Genomic DNA, 22,728 nt, shown 5'->3' on the forward strand with positions numbered 1-22,728 from the left:
TCAGCCCGGCAGGCAACATGTGCGGACGTAGCTCAGCTGGTAGAGCACCACCTTGCCAAGGTGGATGTCGCGAGTTCGAATCTCGTCGTCCGCTCCATTCCCAAGAAAGCAGCTCCCCGGAGCTGCTTTTTTTGTGCCCATATCCGGCCCATTTCATAAACGTCACCTGAGCTAACCGATACACCTCAGATGAAGTCGCTTTATCTAATGTGATTCGACTCGCATAATGTACTGCGAGCTCATCACCGTTCCACGCCAACTGGCAGGAGTACCCCCATGAACCAACAGACGGCTTCCAAGTCCGTCCTGAGGCGCAAGCCCATCGACGACATCGAGGAAGAAAGCAAACACAGCGGACTTTTCAAAAGCCTTGGCCTTTGGCAACTGACGGCCATCGGCGTCGGCGGAATCATCGGCGTCGGAATCTTCTCACTGGCAGGTCTCGTGGCCCACGGCAGCGAAGGCAACCCGGGCGTTGGACCCGCAGTACTCTTTTCCTTCCTGATCGCCGGCCTGGCGTCCGGTGCAGCGGCACTGTCCTACGCCGAATTCGCCGGCATGATCCCCCGCGCAGGCTCGGCGTACACCTACGGCTACGTAGCGTTGGGCGAGATCATCGGCTGGTTCATCGGCTGGGACCTCCTGCTGGAATACATCGCCATCGTGGCTGTGGTGGCCATCGGCATCTCAGGCTATTTCGATGCGTTCCTTTCGGGCATCGGAATCCACATGCCAACCTGGATGACGTCCACCGCCGATGAAGGCAAGGGCGGCATCATCAACCTCCCGGCAATCCTTGTCTGCCTGCTGGTCACCTGGATCCTGAGCCGGGGTACCAAAGCCTTTGGCCGGTTCGAACTTGTCGCGGTGGCCATCAAGGTCATCCTGATCCTGTTCATCATCGGATTGGGCATTTTCTACGTCAACACCGAGAACTACAACCCCTTCATGCCCAGCGGCTTCGGTCCCGTCATTGCCGGCGCCGCGACGGTCTTCTTCGCTGTGTTCGGCTACGACGCCATGAGCACCGCCGCCGAAGAAGCCAAGGACGGCAAGAAGCACATGCCCAAGGCGATCATCCTGTCCTTGATCATTGCCATGCTGCTCTACGTTGCTGCCACGCTGGTCCTTACCGGCATGCAGAACTACAAGGACATCAATCCCACGGCTGGTTTCGCCTCGGCGTTCCAAGGCGTCGGACTGCCCGTGATCGCCACCATCATCTCGGTGTTTGCGGTCCTCTCCATCCTGACCGTCATGCTGACCTTCCTGTTGGGCGTTACCCGCGTGTGGTTCTCCATGAGCCGCGATGGCTTGCTGCCCGGCTGGTTTGCCAAAACGGACCGCCACGGCACTCCGCAGCGGGTCACGTGGATCGCCGGCATTGCCTCGGCCTTCCTTGCCGGAGTCTTCCCCATCAAGGAAGTTGCCGACCTCACCAATATCGGCATCCTGGCAGCCTTCGTGGTGGTCTGTGTTTCCGTGATCGTGTTCCGATACACCAAGCCCAACGCCCCGCGGACCTTCCGCTTGCCGCTCATGCCGCTCGTCCCCGCTTTCGGTGTCCTGGCATCTGCCTTCCTGATGTTCCAGCTGCACTGGGAAACGTGGGTCCGGTTCGGTGTGTGGCTGGTCATCGGCTTGGTGATCTACTTCGCCTACGGTCGCAGGCACTCCCTCATGAATCCGGACAGCCCGCGGCACAAGGTGGAAAGTACGCCGTTGGCGTAGTTTGTCCACAGCCCCGTCCGGGACCCTTGGCACCCCTGCGAACTGGTGTTAGGGTCGGACGCGGAGGAGCGAACTGGCTCCGCGATGGAAGGGAGGTGCCCGTGGGTTTAATTGACGACCTGAAGGGCAAGGCTCAGGGTCTCATTCAAGGCAACGAAGAAGCCATCAAGAATGGCATCGAAAAGGCCGGGGATTTTGTGGACGAAAAGACGGGCGGCAAATATGCCGGCCACGTCGACAAAGTCCAGAATGCCGCTTCCGACTTCGTGGCCAAGAACGACGGTCAGCCTGGACAGGCTCCCGTCACGGATGAGCCAAAGCAGCCGTAGCTGCCTGAGCCGCCGTACCAGATACGTCAAGGGGGCACCGGTCCCGCCGAGAGGCGCCACCGGTGCCCTTGGCGTTTAATCATGCAGTTCCCCTGACGCGGGATTCCAACAACCGGTCCGGTACTTTGGACTCTATGCCTTCCGCCTCCCCGCCCACGACACCAACCCGTTCCACCCGGGAGACGCTGGCCCCACCGATTACCGCCGGAATCGTCACAGCGCTGGTGGGCTTCACCTCGTCATTCGCCGTCGTCCTGGCAGGCCTGCAGGCCGTGGGGGCCAATCAGGCCCAGGCGGCCAGCGGCCTGCTGGCGCTTACCCTGACATTCGGCCTCGGAATCCTGTGGCTTTCCTGGCGTTCCCGGATGCCTGTGACACTCGCCTGGTCCACGCCCGGCGCTGCGCTGCTCGCCTCCGCCGGAGTGGTCGACGGCGGCTGGCCGGCCGCCGTCGGTGCGTTCCTGATCGTCGGGGTGCTGATCGTCCTGACCGGGATGCTGCCGTTCCTGGGCCGCTTGATGGCCAAAATCCCCACGGCTCTGGCTCAAGCCATGCTTGCCGGAGTCCTGCTCCCCCTATGCCTGGCGCCGTTCAGGTCGTTGGGATCGGTACCGCTCTTCATTGCTCCCGTGGTGCTGTGCTGGATTGTCCTGATGAAGTTCGCGCCACGGTGGTCGGTACCCGGATCGCTGTTGGTCGCCCTCGCCGTCATCGGGATCCACGTCGTCGCCAATGGCGTGCAAGTACCTTGGGACAGCCTCCTGCCCAAGCTGGAGTGGACCACCCCCGCCTTTTCCTTGGAAGCAGCCGTAGGACTGGCGCTCCCCTTGTTCATCGTCACCATGGCTTCGCAGAACATTCCCGGCGTCGCGGTTCTCGCATCCTTTGGATACACCACCCCGTGGCGGTCCTCGATGCTGGTCACGGGAGCGGGCACCCTTGCCGGCGCACCCTTCGGAGCGCATGCGATCAACCTTGCTGCCCTAAGTGCAGCACTGGCGGCAGGCGAGGAAGCCGGGAAGGACCGGGGGCGGCGCTGGATCGCAGCATTCGTCTCGGGACTGGCGTACCTGGTCCTGGCAGCCGGTTCCGCGGCGCTCGTGACCCTGGTGGCCGCAGCCCCGCCGGGACTCCTGGAGGCGGTCGCCGGCCTGGCGCTCCTCGGAACCCTCGCCTCGTCCATCTCCTCAGCCCTGGCCGTGGCCGAAGAGCGGATTCCCGCGTGCATCACTTTCCTGCTGGCAGCGTCGGGGCTCAGCTTCGCAGGGGTTGGGGCTGCCTTTTGGGCGCTGGCCGGAGGCATTCTGGTCCGCTGGATGCTGAAAAACCGCGAACCCCGTCAGCAAGCCTGAATCAGGCAGGCTCGTGGTTCTGGGCCTCCCGGGCAAGGGCTGTCAGCCTGGACACGGCCCGGAAGTACTTCTTGGTGTAACCGCCGGTCATCATCTCTTCAGTAAAGAGCTTGTCGAAAGGCACGCCGCTGGCCAGGATCGGCACATCCTTGTCATAGAGCCTGTCGGCCAACACGACAAAGCGGAGGGCCACAGCCTGTTCCGTGATGGTTTCCACGTCGCTCCACACCACGGCCTCGACGCCTGAGATGAGTTGCCGGTAGCGGCTGGGGTGAACGGCCGCCAAGTGGTTCACCAGGGTACGGAAGTCATCCACTGCCACGGTCTTGCCGTCGAATTCGGCCTTCATGCGGTGCTTGAGTTCTTCGGTCTTCAGCGGGGCCGGTGCAGCGGGCAACCCACGGTGCCGGAAGTCCTCGCCGTCGATCCTGACAACATCGAACTGGTCGGCAAGGACCTGGATCTCGCGTTGGAAATCGACGGCGGCAAAGCGCCCTTCACCCAGTGAGCCAGGCAGGGTGTTGGACGTGGCAGCGAGCTTGACGCCGGCGTCGGCCAACTCACGCATGAGGCGGGACATCAGCACGGTGTCCCCGGGATCATCGAGTTCGAATTCATCGATGCACACCAGTTTGTAGCTGCTGAGGGCTTCCACCGTTTTGCGGAAGGACAACGCGCCAACCAGGTTGGTGTATTCGACGAACGTACCGAAGGCCTTGGGTCCCGGGGACCTGTGCCACAGCGAAGCCAAAAGGTGGGTCTTGCCCACACCGAAACCGCCATCCAGGTAGATCCCTGCCCTCGTGGCGGGGGCCTTCTTGCCGAACAGTTTCTTGAAGAGACCGCCGGACTCGCCGTTGCCCACGCCATCGGCGAACGCGGAAAGCAGCTTCACTGCATTGGCCTGGCTCGGCTGCGAGGGGTCGGGCCGGTAGCTGTCGAACGAGACCTCTCCAAATCGCGGAGAGGGGTAGAAACCCTTGAGGAGTTCCTCCACGGAGACTGCCGGTGTACGGGCAGCCAGTTGTTCGATCTTTACCACGGTGGTCCGTTCCTTCGGTATTAAGTCCCCAGCAAGAATACCGGCATCGGAGGACGCGGGAAGGATACGTGACCAAGCCCATGTTTCACCGTGTGACCGCGGGGAAGCATTCCTGGCGGCCCGTGGTTAGTGTTGGGAGCACGCCGGGCCCACACCTGCACCACTTTCCATGGCCTGGCTCCCGTCCGTTGTCAGTGAAAGGCCATCACCATGTCCTACCCCGTTGAACAGAACGAAAAGTTCGCCTCGTACGCGAACCCCGAACGCCTTGTCTCCACAGAGTGGCTTGCGTCAGCCCTCGCTGACGGCGCCATCGCCGACGGCAAACTGGTGGTCGTTGAGTCCGATGAAGACGTCCTCCTGTACGAAACCGGGCACATCCCGGGGGCCGTCAAAATCGATTGGCACACAGATTTGAACGACGAGGTCACCCGTGACTATGTCGACGGCGCCGCGTTCGCTGCCTTGGCGGCTTCCAAGGGGATCTCCCGAGACAGCACGGTTGTCATCTACGGCGACAAGTCCAACTGGTGGGCTGCCTACGCACTGTGGGTGTTCACGCTTTTCGGCCACGAGGATGTCCGCCTCCTGGACGGCGGCCGCGACAAGTGGATCGCCGAAGGCCGGGAACTGACCACCGAAGCTTCACAGCCGGCCGTTGGCGAGTACCCGGAAGTGGAGCGCAATGACGCACCCATCCGCGCGTTCAAGGAAGACGTTCTGGCGCACCTGGGCAACCCCTTGATCGATGTCCGCTCCCCCGAGGAATACACGGGCCAGCGCACCCACATGCCCGCCTACCCGGAGGAAGGCGCACTGCGGGGCGGCCACATCCCCACAGCTGCATCGATTCCGTGGGCCCGCGCCGCTGCAGAAGACGGCACCTACCGCAGCCGCGAAGAACTGGAAGCCCTGTACCTCGGCGAGGCCGGGCTCAAAGCAGGCGACGACGTGGTGGCCTACTGCCGCATCGGAGAACGTTCAAGCCACACGTGGTTCGCACTCAAGTACTTGCTGGGCTTCGATACCGTGCGCAACTACGACGGCTCCTGGACCGAGTGGGGCAATGCGGTGCGCGTTCCCATCGTCAAGGGCGCCGAACGCGGTTCAGTCCCTGCAGCCTTCGCAAGCAACTAACCGCGTCTCCAAAGGCCCCGTAGTGTTGCAATACGGAAAGTGCATTCAGGACGGTTGTGCGTAAGCTGGAAGAGATGAGTACGAACACTTTGCCCACCGCCTTGGCGGAAATCGTTGATGACTTCCAGGCACTCACGGAGCCTGACCGTCTCCAGCTCCTGCTTGAGTTCTCCAGGGGCCTGCCGGAGCTGCCGGAGCGTTTGAAGGACCACCCGGAGTTGCTGGAGCAGGTTGTGGAGTGCCAGTCTCCGTTGTTCCTCACGATCGAGTCCGAAAAGAATCCTGACGGCCCCCGGAAATACCGGCTCTTCTTCAAGGCTCCGCAGGAGGCGCCGACGACCCGCGGCTTCGCCGGTGTGCTGCACGAGGGCCTGGACGGGCTCACTGCCGAAGAGATTCTTGCCGTTCCGGACGATATGCCCGAGCTGCTGGGATTGACCCGGGCCATCACTCCCCTGCGCATGCGGGGAATGACCGCCATGCTCGGCCGCATCAAGCGCAAAGTTGCGGCCGCAAACCGGCTGGGAAACTGAAAGGCGCCACTACACGGTATGGCCAGGAAAATGGCTTCACAGGGAACGCCGGCTACCGCAGCTCTTGCTGCGGCCGGCGTTCCTTTTGAGCTGCACCCGTATGCCCACGACCCCTCGGCAGCCAGCTATGGCCTGGAAGCAGCGGAGGTCCTGGGCATCGAGCCCGCCAGGGTCTTCAAAACGCTCATGGTGGACGTTGAAGGCCGGCTGGCAGTAGCCGTTGTCCCTGTGTCCGGAAACCTCGACTTGAAGTCCGTAGCTGCAGCGCTTGGAGCCAAGAAGGCTGCCATGGCTGATCCCAAAGCCGCTGAACGCCGCACAGGGTATGTCCTGGGCGGCATTTCCCCGCTGGGACAGCGCCAGTCCTCCCCCACGGTCCTCGACGAATCAGCGTTGGGCTTTGACGCCATCCTGGTATCCGGTGGCCGACGGGGACTGGACATAGAACTTGCTCCAGCGGACCTGATCCGGCTGACGGAGGCTACCGTCGCTCCCATCGGCACCACGCCGGCCGCCAAGGGCTGAACTAGCCGTTGATTCCCGGCTGACCCGGGGCACTCCCCTGCACCGCAGCGTCGGCCTGGCCCGGGTTGTTCCGCGGAGCCAGCTCCCGTTGCAACCATGAGTGGACCACGCGTTCCCACCTTTCGGGATCCACGTTCCATTCCTTGGTGTGCCGCGCACCGTTGAACGGCTCAAAGGTGACCATCTCCGGGTTCTTTTCGGCGAGGCTTGCGGACGGTCCGAAGGGAACGTAGTCGTCGTCAAGGCTGTGGATCACCAGGGTGGGGGTGCGCAGCTCGACGGCCCGGGCTTCCCAGTCCATGGCCTTCAGGTCAACGGGAGCCGCGAGGCCGGTCAGCCTGCGTCCCAGCGGGTGTCCCAGCATCAGCTGTCCATAGCGCCCCACGGTGTAGGGGATCCTGTTCATTTCGGCGTGGTGTGCCATCACGTTGACCCAGTTGATGACGGGGGCATCCAGGACCAAGGCCCGGATGAGATGCCGATGCTTGGACAGATCGGCGGTCTGGAGGCTGATCGCTCCGCCCATGGACCATCCGAAAAGAACCACTTCCTTGGCCCCGTGTTCGAGTGCATAGTCGATCGCGGCCTCCACATCATGCCATTCCGTGGATCCCAATCCGTAGCGCCCGTCCAGTGCCGACGGAGCCAGGCCATCATTGCGGTAGGAAATGAGCAGGCTGTCCAGCCCCAGATCCCGGGCCGTGCGTACCGCCCGGAGACCTTCGAGCCGCGTAGCGCCGCGTCCGTGCACCATGATCGCCCAGACCGGTGCCGGGGACGAAGCATCGGCGCGGATCAACCACGCCGGCGCCGTCCCGCCGTCGACCGTGATATTCACATCCTCCGCTGCCAGGCCGATCGCCGCAGGATCGGGGTAGGTTGCACCACTCCACCAGCCGCGCCGTGCCTCCGACAGGTTCCCGCTGTACACCTCTTCCACTTCGCGAAGGACCGTCTGTTCGGCTGGCGAGTACGAGACGATGCGGCCGATCCGAGCGTGCCCCTGGCCGCCTGAGAAGAAGAGGCTGAAGACACCGTCAATGGTCGAATCCGGGGTGGCGGCGAGGATGACCTGTGGCCCTTTGTCGCCCCGGATGACGGCGAGGACTTCCTGGTCCTCATGCCGGGCGGCCGGCGTAATGACACGGCGGGCAAAGTAAACGGCGAGCGCGGAGGAACCGGCTCCCACCAGTCCGGCGAGGCTGCCTCCGGCGATGAAGCCGGCGATCGCCCATTTGGTACGGGGGGACATTTTGTTCTCTGCAGCGTCGCTCGCTGACCGGTTAGTCGATGCCATGCTTCCATTGTTGCTGGTCCGTGACGCTGCCCGCCGCAGGTGGGGAGCGCGCGGCGTACCTACCCCTGGAATCGGGGACCAAAAGCCTGCGGACTCAGGTTCTGAGCACTACGCTGTAGCCATGAGTGATCCCATAGTCATCCTGACTGAAGAGCCCCTTGGCCCCGACGACCGCGTTAACATCGCCAAATTGGTGGATGGCGGTGACGTGCCCCTTGTTGTCCTGGTTCCCGCCAATACCGAGCGACATCTGCTGGTGGACTTCCTGGAGAATCTGTCGTTGCTGGATATCGCCAAGGCATTCCGCGAACTCACGTCACAGTCACCGGACCCCGAGGTGGAGCGTGCCGAGGCCTCGGATACGTTGGCTGCCTCGCTGGCGGCTTTGGCCGGCCTGGGCGGCGGGGTTACGGGGGAAGTCGTCGACGGCGATGCCGTGGCCGGCTTGGTAGCAAAGGTCCGGGCGCTCGATGCAGCACAAGCGGTTGTCGTGACGCGCCCCCATGCCATAGCCGATACCTTCCACACCGACTGGGCCAACAAAGCGCAGGATCAACTGGGGCTCCCGGTGCTCCACCTGTACGCGGGTTCGGGATTTATCGGCGACTCGTGAGCGTTGCATAAGACATGAACACTCCTGAAAACACCAGCAAGACAACTTCTGCACCCGTGGAGAAGAGCGATGCCCAATGGCGCGAGGAGTTGACGCCCGAGGAATACCGCGTGCTGCGGCAGGCGGGCACCGAACGGCCGTACACCGGCGAGTATTGGGACACCCACACCGAGGGCGTCTACCAGTGCCGTGCTTGCGGCAGCCAGTTGTTCACCAGCAGGGAGAAGTTTGATTCCCATTGTGGCTGGCCCTCGTTCTGGGCGCCGCTGGCTGAAGGCACTGTCCGCTACCTCCATGACCGCACCATGGGAATGGACCGTGTGGAGGTCCGCTGCGCGAACTGCGATTCCCATCTGGGCCACGTGTTCGAGGGAGAAGGTTACGGCACTCCCACCGACCAGCGGTTCTGCATCAACTCCATCTCGCTGCGTCTGGTCAACCCCGACGAAAGCTAGCCGGATCCGGACGGACGTGCCTGCCGGCGCGTTCGTCCGGTCTCTGACGGCTGAAACAGCGGGTCGCACTTGACCTCGAACTGTGCAGACGCATCTTGAGAGCAAGAGTTTCTAATGCTTGAGACAAATTTGGATTAGCAATGCTTTTCGCTTGCTACGCTCGGCCCAGAAGCAATCACTACTTCGGAAAGGGCCGAGCTCCATGACAACCATCGCCACCTCCACCCTCCCGCGTGTCACCGCCGACAACGCCGAGTGGACATCGTTGAAGGCTGCGGCCACTGCACTGCAGGCATACCAGGAACAGGATGGTTCCATCGCCGATCCTTCTGCACACGCCGATGCGGCTGCGCTCGTGGCAACGATCTCCGACGCCATCGCAGCGCTCGCTCCCCTGTTCCCCCACGACGCCAGGTACCTGGAGTTGCTGGTGCAGGACTTTGGACGCTGGGCGCAGGGCGGCTTCGGCATCCCTGACTTCCTGGACTCACTCCAAGCGTTCCAGCCGCAGGAACTGCGCGTAGACGGGCTCCAGCACTTGGTGGTGTTCCCCATGTACACGCAGAACGGCAGCACCAACAGGCTGGTCGAAGCGGTCCTGATCGAGGTCATCTGGCCGGAGTTCATCGCAGGCCTCGAAGCCGGAGAGTACTCCAACAAACTCTTCGTCCCCATCCGATTCATCGATTTCACCCCCGGGTATGACACAAACTCCGCGGTGCTGTTCCCCGAAACCGTTGCCGTGCGTGAAACCCCTACCTTCACCTGGGGTGCCATCTTCGCCGACCGGGAAGCTGCCCGCTTCCGCCGCGTCCTCAAAGCAGCCGCGGCAACCACGTCCCTGGAGCTTCCCGAGGACGCAGCACAGCTGATCGAAGACCAGGAACTCACACAGCGCACGTTTGTCATGTGGGACCTCATCCACGACCGCACCCACATGCGTGGCGACCTTCCCTTCGATCCGTTCATGATCAAGCAGCGCATGCCGTTCTTCCTCTACTCGCTGGAAGAGTTGCGCTGCGACCTGACGGCATTCCGCGAGTCCGTCCGCATCGAGAAAGACGAGAACGCCGATCCCGATGCACGCAAGCACGCGAAACTGGTTCAGTATGCCGTGATCTTCGACCGGATCTTCCGCTTTGCCATCACCGGCAGCCGGGTCCGCAACTACGACGGACTCGGTGGCCAGCTCCTGTTCGCATGGATGCACCAGCACCACGTCCTCCACTGGACGGACAGCAAGCTCTCCATCGACTGGGAAGATGCCGCCGCTGTCGTGGTGGAACTCGGCGCCAAAATCGAAGAACTCTACTGGCGTTCCATCGACCGCCCGAAGGCCGCCCACTGGCTGGCAGCCTATGAGCTCATCTCCGGTACCGTGACAGCCCACCCGGCGTCGGTCTGGGCCAAGGGCCCGGATGCCCTGCCTTTGGACGGCCCTCCGCGCGGGCTCACCGACCAGGTCCTCGACGATGAATTCCCCCTGTCCATGTTCTACGAAGCACTGGAGAAGAAAATGCGTCCTGTCATCGAGTCCACCACCGGCATCACCGGCGCGACAGCGGCCTGATGACCACTCTGACCATCCTTGTGACCGGCGGTAGCAGCGCGACCGGCATCGCTGCGGCGCGGGCGTTGGGGGCCGCCGGTCACAGGGTGTTTACCGTGGGCTCGGACGAGGTCCGGATCCAGGCGGCCGCGAGCGAAGCCGGAAACGGAGTGACACCCCTGGTGTGCGACCTCGCCGACCTTGGCTCAGTACGTGCCCTGGCGGAGGGCCTCCACAGCCGCGGCGTTGACGGCGTTGACGGTGTCATCCATCTGGTGGGCGGCTGGCGGGGCGCGAAGGGCATTGAAGACCAGTCTGACGAGGACTGGGATGCCATGGAACGCAGCGCGGTCACCACCCTGCGCAACGTGTCCCGCGTGTTCTACAGCCAGCTCGAAGCATCTCCGAACGGCCGGCTCGCCATGGTTTCATCCACTGCAGCGTCCGCCCCCACGGCCGCGGCCGCCAGCTACGCAGCAGCCAAAGCGGCTGCCGAGGCCTGGACCTTGGCCGTGGCGGACGGATTCCGCCGGATGCAAGCCGAAGAGCAGCACAGCGCGGCAGCCATCTTCGTGGTGAAGGCGCTGGTGGATCCGGCGATGCGCGCCGCCCATCCGGAACGCCGATTCCCCGGGTACACGGACGTCGAAGACCTGGCGGCCGCCGTCGTCGGGCTGTTCGGCGAACCGGCAGCAAACCTCAACGGCCAGCGCATCGTGCTGGCCAAATAGACTTGAAAGCGTGAATGAACAAGTGACGAGCACAACAGAGGCCATCCACAGCGCCAAAGCTACCGCCGGACCCAGCCAACTCCACGATCCTTCGGTTCGCGGATTTGCCTCGGACAACTACTCCGGCGTGCACCCTGAGATCCTGGTTGCGTTGGCCGCTGCCAACGGCGGCCACCAGGTTTCCTACGGTGAGGACGTTTACACGGCACGCCTCCAGGACGTTCTGGAACAGCAGTTCGGACCGGGCATTGAGTGTTTCCCGGTCTTCAACGGAACAGGTGCCAACGTCCTGTCGTTGCAGTCCCTGCTTCCGCGGTGGGGAGCGGTGATCTGCGCATCCACCGCCCATATCAACATGGACGAGAACGGCGCACCTGAGCGGATCGGCGGAATCAAGCTCCTGCAGGTACCCACCGGGGACGGCAAGCTCACCCCTGAGCTGATTGATCGCGAAGCCTGGGGCTGGGGCGACGAACACCGGGCACAGCCCCTGGCCGTCTCCATCACCCAAACCACCGAGCTTGGCACCTGCTACACCCCCGAAGAAGTACGTGCCATTGCCGACCACGCCCATGCCAAGGGCATGAAACTGCACATGGACGGTGCGCGCCTGGCGAACGCCGCCGCCCACTTGGGTGTCCCCCTGCGGGCTTTCACCCGGGACGCCGGCGTGGACATCCTGTCCTTTGGCGGCACCAAGAACGGGCTGCTCTTCGGCGAAGTGGTGGTGGCCCTGAACCCTGAAGCCGCCGACGGACTGAAGTTCCTGCGCAAGATGAACATGCAGCTCGCTTCAAAGATGCGCTTCATTTCGGCCCAGTTCATCGCCTTGCTGGAAGACGGGCTGTGGCTTCGGTCTGCCGCCCACGCCAATGCCATGGCAGCACGCCTGCGCACTGCCGTGGAAGCGATCGACGGCGTCGAGCCCACCCAGGCGACACAGTCCAATGGCGTCTTTGCCATCCTTCCGCCAGGTGTTGCCGATCGCCTGCGGCAGAGCTTCGCCTTCTACGATTGGGACGCGGCCCGGGGAGAAGTTCGGTGGATGTGTTCCTTCGACACCACGGAGGCCGACATTGACGCCTTCGTTGCGGGCATCAAGCGGGAACTTGGTTCCCTTTAAGCACGTGCGCCCGGGGCGGCGAGCCTGCACGGAATCGCCGCCCCGGACGCATAACCTGCGAGGGTGAACGCCCTCGCACAGGTTCCCTCGGACTTTCTTGTCGCCTTGGGAACGCTACGAAAAGCACAATGCCGCAGCGAACTGCGGCTTGACGAAATCCCTGCGCCCGCACGGCTCGCCCCTTACGCAGTGGCCTTGGGAGCCGAAGTCTTTAGTCCCACCGCGGCCACCCGGCAGGTCCCTGTCCACGGGCCGGCTGCGAAGGCCTTCGCAGCGAGCCAAGCCAACTCACCGGCAAGCGAAGACGACGACGAACTGGCCACCGGCCGCTTCATCCTGCTTTACGACCCCGACGGATCGGCGGTGTGGGAAGGCGAGTTCCGGATTGTCACCTACATCCGGGCCCAAATGGACGCAGAGATGGGCAATGACTCCATGCTCGGCTCTGTCGCCTGGACGTGGCTGGTTGACGCCTTGGAGAACCATGCCGCCCCCTACCGGGCCGCCGGGGGCACCGCAACGAGAATCCTTTCTGAGAGCTTCGGCACACTGGCCGAACGTCCAGACACCATCGACATTGAACTCCGTGCTTCGTGGACCCCGGCAAGCGCTGACGTCAAGGCCCACCTGGAGGCTTGGTCGGACATGGTCTGCACTTTCGCAGGGCTCCCGCCCCTCCCCCCGGGCGTCACGGGACTTCCCAACAGGAGGCTCAATTGACCACTGACGACGCATCGCCCGAAGCGCCACCATTGGAGCCAGCACCCCGTCCTGGCATGAATCGGTAAGCTTAAGCCACCATGACCCCTGAAAACCTGGATAAAACCACAGCCGGCGATCCGGTTGCTGATCCCACCACACACATCAAGGTAGACGGCTTCGACAGCCACGTCCCTGAAGTCATCGATCTCGATACTCCACGCGAAGGCGTGCCTCTGGTCATCGATACTCCGTCCGGACTGGAGCGATGTGCCGCCGCCATCGCTGCCGGAACCGGACCGGCAGGTGTCGACGCAGAGCGGGCCTCCGGCTTCCGCTACGGCCAGCGTGCTTTCCTGGTCCAGATCCGCCGCGAGGGCGCCGGGACGTGGCTGATCGATCCCGAGCCGTTCGACAACCTGGAGATCATCAACGAAGCCCTCCGCGGCGTCGAGTGGATCCTGCACGCCGCCACGCAGGACCTGCCCTGCCTTTCCGAGCTCGGCATGTGGCCGGACAAACTGTTCGACACCGAACTTGCCGCACGCCTTGCCGGCCTGCCCAGGGTGGGACTTGCTGCCGTCATCGAACAACTCCTCGGATTCGGCCTGGCCAAGGAGCACTCCGCGGCAGACTGGTCCACCCGCCCACTGCCCGAACCGTGGCTCCGTTACGCGGCCCTCGACGTCGAGGTCCTCGCGGAACTGCGCGAGGAACTCATCGAGTTGCTCGAGGCCGACGGAAAACTGGAATACGCCGAACAGGAATTTGCCGGAATCCTCGCCGCAGGTATCTCACCTCCCCGCGTGGATCCATGGCGGAAGACCTCGGGCCTTCACCAGATCCGGGACCGGCGCCAGCTGGCAGCCGTTCGTGAACTGTGGCTGGAACGCGACCAACTGGCGCGCAAACGCGACGTGGCTCCGGGGCGCCTGATCCCCGATTCGGCCCTCGTCGCCGCCGCAAAAGCCATGCCCACCACGGTCCCACAACTCCTCGCCACCAAAGGATTCCACGGCCGGTCGGCCCAACGGGAGGCACCGCGTTGGCTGCGCTGCATCACCAACGCCCGCACCTTGACCGATGTGCCTCCCCTCCACCTGCCCACCAATGCTCCACCGCCGCCACGCGTGTGGGTGGACCGCGACCCGGAAGCGGCCGCACGGTTGGCGACCGCACGGCCCGCGCTGCAGGCAAAGGCTGACGAGCTCAACCTGCCGGTGGAGAATCTCCTTACTCCGGACTTCCTGCGCCGCATTACGTGGCGGCCGCCGGCTGATGTTTCGCTGGACACGGTTGCCGCTGAACTCCGTGCGCTTGGTGCCCGGGAATGGCAGATCTCCTTTGCCGCGCCCATCCTTACCGAAGCCTGCTTGAATCCCAAGCCCCTTCCGGCCAAGGAATCCAAAGCCAAGGACAGCCAGCAGCCCCAGGCAGCCCAACAGTCCCAGGACTCCGCCTGACGGGCTCCTGCACCAGGCCCGTTACCCGAACCACGGTTCGCGGTAGCGGGCCTTTCGCGTCTTCCAAACGGCCCGCCGGTTCTACGGCGACACACCTTGCACGCTAAGTTACCGGCGAGTAACATTGCATCAATGCCAACCGGAGCACCCGCCACGCGGGCCGGCACCATGTCTCAACGAGGAGTTAATACATGAGTCCAACACGCAGTGCCCAGAGGAACGTCCGCGACGTCGTTTTCGTCGATGGCGTCCGCACACCCTTCGGCAAAGCCGGCGACAAGGGAATCTACGCGGGCACCCGGGCCGATAACCTCGTGGTGAAGTGCATCCGCGAACTGATGCGCCGGAACCCGTCGTTGCCTGCCGACCGCGTGGACGAGGTAGCCATTGCCGCCACGACCCAAACCGGAGATCAAGGACTGACCATCGGCCGCACAGCGGCATTGCTGGCAGGGCTGCCGCGGACCGTTCCCGGATTCGCCATCGACCGCATGTGCGCAGGTGCCATGACGGCAGTAACGACGACGGCGAGCGGCATCGGCTTCGGCGCGTACGACGTGGTCATTGCAGGCGGCGTGGAACACATGGGCAACCATCCCATGGGTGCCGGGGCCGACCCCAACCCCCGTTTCATGTCCGAGCGGCTGGTGGACCCGGCTGCCCTGAACATGGGGAACACGGCGGAAAACCTGCACGATCGTTTCCCCGCCATTACCAAGGACCGCACGGATGCCTATGCCGCAGCGTCACAGGCCAAGCTCGCCGCGGCGTACTCCAACGAGCAAATCCAACATGACCTCGTCCCCGTCGCAACCATGAAGCCCGGACAAGGCTGGACCCTCCACACCACGGACGAACCCCCGCGCCCGGGGACCACAGTTGCCGACCTCGCCGAACTGCGTACGCCTTTCCGGGCCCACGGACGCGTCACCGCCGGCAACGCCGCAGGACTCAACGACGGCGCCACAGCAGCAGTTCTGGCATCGGCCGAAGCCGCTGAAGAGCTGGGCCTGTCCGTCAAGATGCGGCTCGTCTCCTACGCCTTCGCCGGTGTCGAACCCGAGGTCATGGGCATTGGCCCCGTGCCGGCAACGGAAAAAGCCCTCAAGAACGCCGGGCTTGGAATTGAGGACATCGGGCTCTTCGAGATCAACGAGGCCTTTGCCGTCCAGGTGCTGAGCTTCCTGGACCACTTCGGCATCGCGGACGACGATCCGCGCGTCAACCGCTACGGCGGGGCGATCGCCGTCGGACATCCGCTGGCTTCTTCCGGTGTTCGCTTGATGAACCAACTTGCGCGACAATTCGAGGAAGATCCCACGGTACGTTACGGCATCACCACCATGTGCATCGGCCTTGGCATGGGTGCCACAGTGATCTGGGAAAACCCCCACTACACCGATGACGCACCCTCCAGCACAGACCAGGCCACCACAGCCACCACCGAAGGAGCCGCAGCATGAGTGCCGCCGAATTCCAGAAGCTCGCCGCCCTCTTCCCCGATGAAGTCGTGACGCATTCCTATGTCCAGGACATCCAGCTCCCCGGTGCAGGCACGTTCGCCCTTATCACGCTGGACAACGGTCTGGACCACTCCAAGCCCACCACGCTTGGCCCCAACACGCTGGTTGAACTGGGTGGCGTCCTGGAGAAGCTCAAGGAGCGCGCGTCCCTCGGTGAAATCGTAGGCGTCGGCGTTACCGGCAAACCGTACTTCCTGGTGGCGGGCGCCGACCTTTCGGCCGTCAAAACGCTGAAGGAACGAGAGCATGGCCTCTGGATGGCCCAGCTTGGCCACGCCGTCTACAGCACCCTCGCAGATCTGGGAGTGCCAAGCTTCGCCTTCATCAACGGCCTTGCCCTGGGAGGCGGGCTGGAGATCGCCTTGCAGTCCACCTACCGGACCGTGTCCACAGGTGCCGGCGCCCTTGCATTGCCCGAAGCCTTCATCGGCCTCGTGCCGGGCTGGGGCGGTGTCTATATCCTCCCGCGCCTGATCGGTCCTGAAAATGCCGTTAAGGTCATGATCGAGAACCCCCTGAGCAACAACCGGACCCTGACAGGGCCGCAGGCCTATGAGCTCGGCGTTGCCGATGCCATGTTCGAACCGGCCGACTTCGTTGAGCAGTCGCTGGCTTGGGCAGCACGTGTCATCTCCGGGGAAGTAGAGCCCGAACGGAAGAATGCCGTCGATGCCACCGATGAGGGCGTTGCCGGGCGCTGGGCAGCCGCCGTGTCGGCGGGACGGGCTCTGGTTGAGGCAAAGACCTCCAACGCCTCTCCCGCACCGGCCAAGGTATTGGACGTCATGGAAGCCAACCGCACCATGACACAGGCGGAATCGGCCGAACTGGAGTGCGAGACCCTCGCAGGCCTGATGCAGACCGACGAATTCCGTTCGACGGTGTACGCGTTCCTGGATCTCGTCCAGAAGCGCTCCAAGCGACCTGCCGGCGCCCCTGACCGTAAGCTGGCCCGTCCGGTGACCAAGATCGGCGTCGTGGGTGCCGGACTCATGGCGAGCCAGCTGGCGTTGCTGTTTGCACGGCAGCTCAAAGTCCCCGTGGTGATGACGGACATTGACCAGGCCAGGGTGGACAAGGGCGTGGCCTACGTCCACTCCGAGGTGGACAAGATGCTGGCAAAGAAGCGGATCAAGCCCGACGCCGCCAACAGGACCAAGGCGCTCGTGACCGGTTCGGTCTCCAAGGCAGCGTTCGCCGACGCCGACTTCGTCATCGAGGCAGTCTTCGAAGAGCTCCATATCAAGAAGCAGGTCTTTGCCGAAGTCGAGGCCATCGTCTCCCCCGAGTGCATCCTGGCCACCAACACGTCTTCATTGTCAGTCACAGCCATGGCGGAGGACTTGAAGCACCCCGAACGCCTGGTGGGCTTCCACTTCTTCAACCCCGTAGCTGTCATGCCTCTCTTGGAGATCGTCAGGGCGCCTAAGACCGACGACGCTGTCCTGGCGACCGCTTTCGAACTCGCCAAGGGCCTCAAGAAGACCGCGGTGCTGGTGAAGGATGCCGCGGCGTTCGTCGTGAACCGCATTCTTCTGCGCCTCATGGGCGAAGTCATCGCAGCCTTCGACGAGGGAACCCCCGCCGACGTCGCTGACACTGCGCTGCGCCCCATGGGCCTGCCAATGTCGCCGTTCACCCTGAGCGCCATGGTGGGCCTGCCGGTTGCGCAGCACGTCCAGGAATCCCTGCACACGGCCTTCGGCGACCGGTTCCCCGTGTCCCAAAACCTGCAAAAGCTCATCGACAACGGCGTGAAGTCCCTCTGGGTCCCGGGCCCCGACGGAACCCCTGTCATCCCGGCCGAGACCCTGGCCATCCTGTCCTTTGGTGACACCCCATCCACGGGCGAAGAGGTCCTCCGACGCACCCAGGATGCCTTGGCAGAGGAAATCGGGCTCATGCTCGAAGAAGGTGTTGTTGCCGGTCCTGAGGACATCGATCTGTGCGTCATCATGGGCGCCGGCTGGCCGATGTTCCTCGGCGGAATCACACCTTATCTTGACCGGGTGGGCGCCTCCGAACGCGTCAATGGCAAGAGGTTCCTGGAACCGGGCATCGCCTCGGCACCTGCCTAAGCCGCACGTCCCCCAGGCGTCCTTAACGACGAGGGCCGTGGCCGGAGCACCTGCTCCGGCCACGGCCCTCGTGGTGTTCGGCTAGAAGAGCGCCACCTTGGGCGCCCGCGGGAAGATCTCGTCCAGTTCCGCCCGTTCCTCCTGGGTGGGGACCCAGCACACCGCATCGGCGTTCTCCCGGATCTGCCCGGGACGCGTGGCTCCGGCGATGACGCTGCTGACTCCAGGCTGCGCTGCCAGCCAGGAGAACGCCAGTTGCAGTTCGCTGATGCCGCGCTCCTTGGCGAACTGGCCGAAGCGGCCCAGCTGGTCCCAGTCAGCGTCGTGCACCAGGTTGGTGCGGGTATGGCTCAGCCGTGAGCCCTCCGGGGCCTTACCGGCTGAGTACTTACCCGTCAGGAGCCCGTTGGCCAGCGGAAAGTATGGGAGCACGCCCAAGGAGAAGGCCCCCGCCGCGGGAAGTACTTCCAGCTCAGCACGGCGGTCCAGCAGGTTGTAATGGTTCTGCGTCGAGATGAAGCGGACGCCTCCGGCCTGACGGCCGACGTACTCGGCTTCGGCGATCTGCCAACCGGCGAAGTTGGAGTGTCCGACGTAGCGGACCTTTCCAGAGGTCACCAGATCGTCCAAGGCCGCCAGGGTCTCTTCGATGGGGGTCAGCGGGTCCGGCGTGTGGAACTGGTAGAGATCGATCCACTCGGTGTCCAGACGGCGGAGTGATGCCTCGACGGCTTTGATGATGTAGCGGCGCGAACCGCGGGCCCCGAAATCGTTGCCGTTCACACCGCGCATGTCCATGCCGAACTTGGTGCCGATCACAACGTCGTCGCGCCGCCCCTTCAGGGCCTTGCCGAGCATGGTCTCGCTCAGGCCCGGCTCGCGCCCGTAGACATCGGCGACGTCGAAGAAAGTCACGCCGGCATCGAGCGCGGCATGGACGACAGCGTCCGTGCCTTCCTGGGATTCGGTCGGTGTATTGGCGCGGCCCAGATTGTTGCAGCCCAGCCCCACAGCTGAGACGGTCAGTCCGGAATGGCCAAGGCGTCGGTATTCAGTCATGAATTCAGCCTAGCCGCCGCTGTAGGAGATTCCCGATTCCTCCATGGCGTCCTCAAGCTGGGCGATGGCCACGGGCCCCATGCCGTGGAGCTTGGAGATTTTCGTTTCGCCAAACTCCGCCAACTGCTCCAGAGTTTCAATTCCCTCATGCGCCAAGGCACGTCTCGCCGGTGCAGCGAGGCCCTTGGGCAGCGGGGTATGTCCGGGCCAGTTGCTCTTGGACGACATGGGGATCCCTCCTGGTGCGTTGGGGTGCTACTTAGAGAGTAAAGCCCACGCCCTGCTTGGGCGAGTGCTTGACCCGGAATGCACCGGGGTCGCCGTAGGGTGCGGCGGCAACAGTGAGCTTGGTGAAGTCCAGGTCCTCACCACGAACGCAGATCTTGATGGCGTTCACGGCCTTATTGACGTCGGGGCAGAGGCAGAAGATGTTCAGGTGGCCATTGCCGATCTCGGACCGGTCAACGACGCCGAGCCCACGCCACGCCAGTTCACCCGTGAGGGCCGCTTTGGCTTTCCGTTCAAGATGCCGGTCCCGCTCGGTGCCGTCCTTGCTCTTGAGGGCGATCTGGGCAACCACCCAGAACTGCTCGGACTCCGGGATCTCGGCGTACCCGTCTTCCTGGCACTGTGCGGCAAAGGCCGACATCAAGCCCTCCACGGACGATTCGTCGCCGACTTCTGTTTCATCGGTCTTGCTCTGGTGACCCACCACGCCGTGATTGATCACGAACTGCTGGTCCTCGTCGTCGTACCAGGCTTCCCGAAAGTGAAGGATTCCCTCGTCGTCCCGCTTGTACGTGCGAATTATGCCGCTCATGCCCGTCCTTTCCTGAACCATTCGGCGCTGGTGCTGTCGGCACCGGTGACGTCGAACGGTTTGTTCATGGCCGCTACTGCCTCGAAGAGGACCGCGCATTCCGTGCGCATAGCGTCCACTGTTTCGTCCGGATAGCCCATGGCCACCCGGTGCTGCTCAAACTCGTCTTCGTCATCAACAAAGACGCCGTGCTTGGTGGAGCGGATCACGTCCAGGTCCATGTCGATCATATGGAACTCCGTGACCCCGGGCTTGATGGGGTTCCAGCCGTGGGCGGTGGCCAGGTCAACGTAAATCCGGAAGTCCCCCGGGTAGCTCTCGTCATAGAAGGTCGCCACGAATTCGCCGGTCCGAGGGACCAGCAGGACAGCATCGGAGGCCGTGTAGAAGGCTGCTCCAGGACGCGAACAGAACTCCCCCGCGCCCTGGAAGATCCACCACCCGTGAATGTCCTCGCCGAGATACCTGCCAGGGACCACCCAATGGGCTTTGCCGTCCCATTTCCTGTTCCTCGACACCACAAGGTCACCGGGCTGCAACGCGCCCGGTTCGCGGTGGTCCGTCACAGCGTCGGCAGACTGCCGGTGGTGGGGTGTTCCTGGCCTGGGAGGGGCCTCGCAAACGGGACTTTGGTCCCCAGAACCTGCGCCACGACGTCGTGGGTGATCTTCTGGGCAGTCAGGCCAACGCGCTCCAGCACCTGGCTCCGGGAACCATGGACCAGGAATTCAACGGGCAATCCAACCTCGTTGAGGGCGGTGTCAACGCCCGCTGCACGCATTTCCTGCCGGATGCGGGAACCGACACCGCCTGCCCGGACACCATCCTCAATGCAGATGACCAGGCGATGGCGGGCAGCGAGGGCAATGATTGACTTACGGACAGGCAGGACCCAGCGGGGGTCCACCACCGTGGAGCTGATGCCTTGGGCACCCAAGCGGCCGGCCACGTCCAGCGCCAGTTCCGACATGGCACCGACGCTCACAATGAGGACATCGTTTTCGGTGGAACCCTCAGGCCGCCGGGCAAGGATGTCCACGCCGTCGTGGAGCCGTTCAATGGCTTCGACCTCGGAACCGACGCTGCCCTTGGAAAAGCGCACCACAGTGGGGGCGTCATCGATGGCGACGGCCTCCCGCAGTTCCTCGCGGAGCCTGGTTGCATCACGGGGCGCTGCCAGGTGAAGTCCCGGAACAATCTGGACCATGGCCATATCCCACATCCCGTGGTGGCTGGGCCCATCGGGGCCGGTGACCCCAGCCCGGTCCAGGACAATCGTGACGCCTGCCTTATGCAGGGCCACATCCATCAGGAGTTGGTCAAAGGCACGGTTCAGGAAGGTCGCGTAAACCGCCACCACGGGGTGAAGGCCGCCGAAGGCCATACCCGCAGCGGATGTGAGGGCGTGCTGCTCGGCAATGCCGACGTCGATAACGCGCTCCGGATGCCGCTCGGCAAATTTGTGCAGTCCCACGGGAATAAGCATGGCCCCGGTGATGCCGACGATGTCCTCGCGCTCATCGGCAATATCAGCGATCTCTTCAGCGAACACCGAGGTCCATGACCTGGCGCCGGGCATCTCCGTGGATTCGCCCGTTTCGGGGTCGATGATTCCCACGGCATGGAACTGATCCGCCTCATTGGCCAGGGCCGGGGCGTAACCGTGGCCCTTCTCGGTCATCGCGTGGACGATTACCGGGCCGCCGTAAGCTTTGGCGGTGTTGAGCGCATTTTCCATGGCCTGGAGGCTGTGCCCGTCCACAGGGCCGATGTACTTCATGCCCAGGTCTTCGAACATCCCCTGGGGAGCCCACCAGTCCTTGATGCCCTTCTTCATGGCGTGCAGGCTCTTGTACGTGAACTGCCCGGCGGGTCCGCCGCTCTGCAGCTTCTTCTTCCACCAGTCCAGCATGCGCTCATAGGCGGGCGTGGTCCGCAGCGAGTCAATGGTGGGGCGCAGCGAGGCGAGGTAGTCGGCAAAGCCGCCAACGGTGGGTGCGTAGGAGCGGCCATTGTCATTGACCACGATAACGACGCGACGACGTTTGTCCGCGGCGATGTTGTTGATCGCTTCCCATGTCATGCCACCGGTCAGGGCGCCATCGCCCACCACGGCGACGACGAACCGGTCGCCTTCGCCGGTCAACTGGCGGGCACGGGAAATACCGTCGGCCCAAGACAGCGAGGACGACGCGTGGGAACTCTCCACGATGTCATGCTCGGATTCGGCACGGTCCGGGTAGCCGGAGAGCCCGCCTTGTTGACGGAGCGTGCTGAAATCCTGCCGGCCCGTGAGGAGCTTGTGCACATAGGACTGGTGCCCGGTGTCGAAGACAATACTGTCCCTCGGAGACTCGAAAATCCGGTGGACAGCCAGGGTCAGTTCGACAACGCCCAGATTGGGCCCGAGATGGCCACCTGTCGCGGCTACGTTGGTGATCAGGAATTCCCTGATTTCGCCGGCCAGTTGTTCCAGCTCGGTGCCGGACAGTTTGGCCAGGTCCTGTGGATCCTTGACGGTTTCCAAAAGTCCCAACGGCCCTCCTTAGGGTGAATGACGTGCTTGTTAACTTTAGCGCGTGCCCGCGACCCGCGCGTTCCCCACGCCATCGCACTGCGTGGCATGGACCCGCGGAACGCCAACAGCCCCGGCTGGTCAGTCGACCGGC

22 protein-coding genes and 1 tRNA gene are annotated in these 22,728 nt (G+C 63.6%); 16 read left to right on the forward strand and 7 right to left on the reverse strand.

Features of this window, described 5'->3' with window-relative positions; translation table 11 throughout:
• Positions 1–21: 21 nt before the first annotated feature.
• From QF015_RS21185 to QF015_RS21200, 4 genes are all read left to right on the forward strand, one after another.
• A tRNA-Gly gene (locus QF015_RS21185) sits at positions 22–97 on the forward strand.
• Positions 98–276: 179 nt separating this feature from the next.
• Positions 277–1,731, forward strand: coding sequence for an amino acid permease (locus QF015_RS21190; RefSeq protein ID WP_310209702.1), 1,455 nt, complete (start codon positions 277–279; stop codon positions 1,729–1,731).
• Between the two features lie 95 nt (positions 1,732–1,826).
• Positions 1,827–2,060, forward strand: coding sequence for an antitoxin (locus tag QF015_RS21195; protein ID WP_026540338.1), 234 nt, complete (start codon positions 1,827–1,829; stop codon positions 2,058–2,060).
• A 134-nt stretch (positions 2,061–2,194) separates the two neighbouring features.
• Positions 2,195–3,412 carry a benzoate/H(+) symporter BenE family transporter gene (locus tag QF015_RS21200; RefSeq protein ID WP_429390653.1) on the forward strand — a complete coding sequence of 406 codons (1,218 nt, stop codon included), beginning with the start codon at positions 2,195–2,197 and terminating at the stop codon, positions 3,410–3,412.
• 1 nt (position 3,413) lies between these two features.
• Here QF015_RS21200 and zapE read toward each other — a convergent pair whose 3' ends face one another.
• On the reverse strand, positions 3,414–4,454 hold the full coding sequence (zapE, locus tag QF015_RS21205; protein ID WP_310209709.1) for a cell division protein ZapE: 1,041 nt from the start codon (positions 4,452–4,454) through the stop codon (positions 3,414–3,416).
• A 210-nt stretch (positions 4,455–4,664) separates the two neighbouring features.
• Here zapE and QF015_RS21210 point away from each other — a divergent pair, with 210 nt between their 5' ends.
• The 3 genes from QF015_RS21210 (at position 4,665) to ybaK (ending at position 6,649) form a co-directional block, all read left to right on the forward strand.
• Positions 4,665–5,591 carry a sulfurtransferase gene (locus QF015_RS21210; RefSeq protein WP_310209711.1) on the forward strand — a complete coding sequence of 309 codons (927 nt, stop codon included), beginning with the start codon at positions 4,665–4,667 and terminating at the stop codon, positions 5,589–5,591.
• A 74-nt stretch (positions 5,592–5,665) separates the two neighbouring features.
• Positions 5,666–6,124, forward strand: coding sequence for a SufE family protein (locus QF015_RS21215; RefSeq protein WP_310209714.1), 459 nt, complete (start codon positions 5,666–5,668; stop codon positions 6,122–6,124).
• Between the two features lie 18 nt (positions 6,125–6,142).
• Positions 6,143–6,649 carry a Cys-tRNA(Pro) deacylase gene (gene ybaK, locus QF015_RS21220; protein WP_429390654.1) on the forward strand — a complete coding sequence of 169 codons (507 nt, stop codon included), beginning with the start codon at positions 6,143–6,145 and terminating at the stop codon, positions 6,647–6,649.
• 1 nt (position 6,650) lies between these two features.
• On the opposite strand, the gene QF015_RS21225 is transcribed toward ybaK, so the two are convergent.
• Positions 6,651–7,946 carry an alpha/beta hydrolase family protein gene (locus tag QF015_RS21225; RefSeq protein ID WP_429390655.1) on the reverse strand — a complete coding sequence of 432 codons (1,296 nt, stop codon included), beginning with the start codon at positions 7,944–7,946 and terminating at the stop codon, positions 6,651–6,653.
• A gap of 121 nt (positions 7,947–8,067) precedes the next feature.
• Here QF015_RS21225 and QF015_RS21230 point away from each other — a divergent pair, with 121 nt between their 5' ends.
• From QF015_RS21230 to QF015_RS21270, 9 genes are all read left to right on the forward strand, one after another.
• A complete protein-coding gene (locus QF015_RS21230; protein WP_310209722.1) occupies positions 8,068–8,559 on the forward strand; it encodes a hypothetical protein in 492 nt (163 codons plus the stop codon).
• A 14-nt stretch (positions 8,560–8,573) separates the two neighbouring features.
• Complete coding sequence (gene msrB, locus QF015_RS21235; protein ID WP_310209724.1) at positions 8,574–9,014, forward strand: peptide-methionine (R)-S-oxide reductase MsrB; 441 nt, start codon at positions 8,574–8,576, stop codon at positions 9,012–9,014.
• Between the two features lie 202 nt (positions 9,015–9,216).
• Positions 9,217–10,584, forward strand: coding sequence for a DUF6421 family protein (locus QF015_RS21240; protein ID WP_429390656.1), 1,368 nt, complete (start codon positions 9,217–9,219; stop codon positions 10,582–10,584).
• Positions 10,584–11,294: an SDR family NAD(P)-dependent oxidoreductase gene (locus QF015_RS21245; protein WP_429390657.1), complete on the forward strand. Its 711-nt coding sequence runs from the start codon at positions 10,584–10,586 to the stop codon at positions 11,292–11,294. The genes QF015_RS21240 and QF015_RS21245 overlap by 1 nt, the downstream gene beginning before the upstream one ends.
• A 43-nt stretch (positions 11,295–11,337) precedes the next feature.
• Positions 11,338–12,417 carry a threonine aldolase family protein gene (locus QF015_RS21250; protein ID WP_429390715.1) on the forward strand — a complete coding sequence of 360 codons (1,080 nt, stop codon included), beginning with the start codon at positions 11,338–11,340 and terminating at the stop codon, positions 12,415–12,417.
• A 63-nt stretch (positions 12,418–12,480) separates the two neighbouring features.
• Positions 12,481–13,137 carry a DUF3000 domain-containing protein gene (locus tag QF015_RS21255; RefSeq protein ID WP_429390658.1) on the forward strand — a complete coding sequence of 219 codons (657 nt, stop codon included), beginning with the start codon at positions 12,481–12,483 and terminating at the stop codon, positions 13,135–13,137.
• Positions 13,138–13,217: 80 nt separating this feature from the next.
• On the forward strand, positions 13,218–14,579 hold the full coding sequence (locus QF015_RS21260; protein ID WP_310209735.1) for an HRDC domain-containing protein: 1,362 nt from the start codon (positions 13,218–13,220) through the stop codon (positions 14,577–14,579).
• A gap of 191 nt (positions 14,580–14,770) precedes the next feature.
• Positions 14,771–16,042, forward strand: a complete 1,272-nt coding sequence (locus QF015_RS21265) for a thiolase family protein (RefSeq protein ID WP_429390659.1) — start codon at positions 14,771–14,773, stop codon at positions 16,040–16,042.
• Positions 16,039–18,180 carry a 3-hydroxyacyl-CoA dehydrogenase NAD-binding domain-containing protein gene (locus QF015_RS21270; protein ID WP_429390660.1) on the forward strand — a complete coding sequence of 714 codons (2,142 nt, stop codon included), beginning with the start codon at positions 16,039–16,041 and terminating at the stop codon, positions 18,178–18,180. Before QF015_RS21265 ends, QF015_RS21270 begins: the two co-directional genes overlap by 4 nt.
• Positions 18,181–18,261: 81 nt before the next feature.
• On the opposite strand, the gene QF015_RS21275 is transcribed toward QF015_RS21270, so the two are convergent.
• Genes QF015_RS21275 through dxs form a run of 5 tightly spaced genes read right to left on the reverse strand, consistent with a single transcriptional unit; the run spans position 18,262 to position 22,595 of the window.
• Entirely contained in the window at positions 18,262–19,239 is a 978-nt protein-coding gene (locus QF015_RS21275) for an aldo/keto reductase (RefSeq protein ID WP_429390661.1), read from the reverse strand.
• A 9-nt stretch (positions 19,240–19,248) separates the two neighbouring features.
• The gene (locus QF015_RS21280) at positions 19,249–19,467 is read right to left on the reverse strand and encodes a hypothetical protein (RefSeq protein ID WP_310209749.1); all 219 of its coding nucleotides are present in this window, start codon (positions 19,465–19,467) and stop codon (positions 19,249–19,251) included.
• A gap of 31 nt (positions 19,468–19,498) precedes the next feature.
• Positions 19,499–20,059 carry a hypothetical protein gene (locus QF015_RS21285; RefSeq protein WP_310209752.1) on the reverse strand — a complete coding sequence of 187 codons (561 nt, stop codon included), beginning with the start codon at positions 20,057–20,059 and terminating at the stop codon, positions 19,499–19,501.
• Positions 20,056–20,625: a DUF402 domain-containing protein gene (locus QF015_RS21290; protein ID WP_429390662.1), complete on the reverse strand. Its 570-nt coding sequence runs from the start codon at positions 20,623–20,625 to the stop codon at positions 20,056–20,058. Before QF015_RS21290 ends, QF015_RS21285 begins: the two co-directional genes overlap by 4 nt.
• Positions 20,622–22,595 (reverse strand): 1-deoxy-D-xylulose-5-phosphate synthase, encoded by a 1,974-nt coding sequence (dxs, locus tag QF015_RS21295; RefSeq protein WP_310209759.1) that lies wholly within the window; start codon positions 22,593–22,595, stop codon positions 20,622–20,624. The genes QF015_RS21290 and dxs overlap by 4 nt, the downstream gene beginning before the upstream one ends.
• Positions 22,596–22,728: the final 133 nt, after the last annotated feature.

Source organism: Paenarthrobacter sp. TE4293, assembly GCF_050435325.1.
GTDB lineage: Bacteria > Actinomycetota > Actinomycetes > Actinomycetales > Micrococcaceae > Arthrobacter > Arthrobacter nitroguajacolicus_C.

Coding starts and splice junctions, on each gene's coding strand:
- QF015_RS21190 (WP_310209702.1), top strand. CDS start 277: ATGAACCAACAGACGGCTTCCAAGTCCGTCCTGAGGCGCAAGCCCATC.
- QF015_RS21200 (WP_429390653.1), top strand. CDS start 2,195: ATGCCTTCCGCCTCCCCGCCCACGACACCAACCCGTTCCACCCGGGAG.
- QF015_RS21210 (WP_310209711.1), top strand. CDS start 4,665: ATGTCCTACCCCGTTGAACAGAACGAAAAGTTCGCCTCGTACGCGAAC.
- QF015_RS21215 (WP_310209714.1), top strand. CDS start 5,666: ATGAGTACGAACACTTTGCCCACCGCCTTGGCGGAAATCGTTGATGAC.
- ybaK (WP_429390654.1), top strand. CDS start 6,143: ATGGCCAGGAAAATGGCTTCACAGGGAACGCCGGCTACCGCAGCTCTT.
- QF015_RS21225 (WP_429390655.1), bottom strand. CDS start 7,946: ATGGCATCGACTAACCGGTCAGCGAGCGACGCTGCAGAGAACAAAATG.
- QF015_RS21230 (WP_310209722.1), top strand. CDS start 8,068: ATGAGTGATCCCATAGTCATCCTGACTGAAGAGCCCCTTGGCCCCGAC.
- msrB (WP_310209724.1), top strand. CDS start 8,574: ATGAACACTCCTGAAAACACCAGCAAGACAACTTCTGCACCCGTGGAG.
- QF015_RS21240 (WP_429390656.1), top strand. CDS start 9,217: ATGACAACCATCGCCACCTCCACCCTCCCGCGTGTCACCGCCGACAAC.
- QF015_RS21245 (WP_429390657.1), top strand. CDS start 10,584: ATGACCACTCTGACCATCCTTGTGACCGGCGGTAGCAGCGCGACCGGC.
- QF015_RS21260 (WP_310209735.1), top strand. CDS start 13,218: ATGACCCCTGAAAACCTGGATAAAACCACAGCCGGCGATCCGGTTGCT.
- QF015_RS21265 (WP_429390659.1), top strand. CDS start 14,771: ATGAGTCCAACACGCAGTGCCCAGAGGAACGTCCGCGACGTCGTTTTC.
- QF015_RS21270 (WP_429390660.1), top strand. CDS start 16,039: ATGAGTGCCGCCGAATTCCAGAAGCTCGCCGCCCTCTTCCCCGATGAA.
- QF015_RS21275 (WP_429390661.1), bottom strand. CDS start 19,239: ATGACTGAATACCGACGCCTTGGCCATTCCGGACTGACCGTCTCAGCT.
- QF015_RS21280 (WP_310209749.1), bottom strand. CDS start 19,467: ATGTCGTCCAAGAGCAACTGGCCCGGACATACCCCGCTGCCCAAGGGC.
- QF015_RS21285 (WP_310209752.1), bottom strand. CDS start 20,059: ATGAGCGGCATAATTCGCACGTACAAGCGGGACGACGAGGGAATCCTT.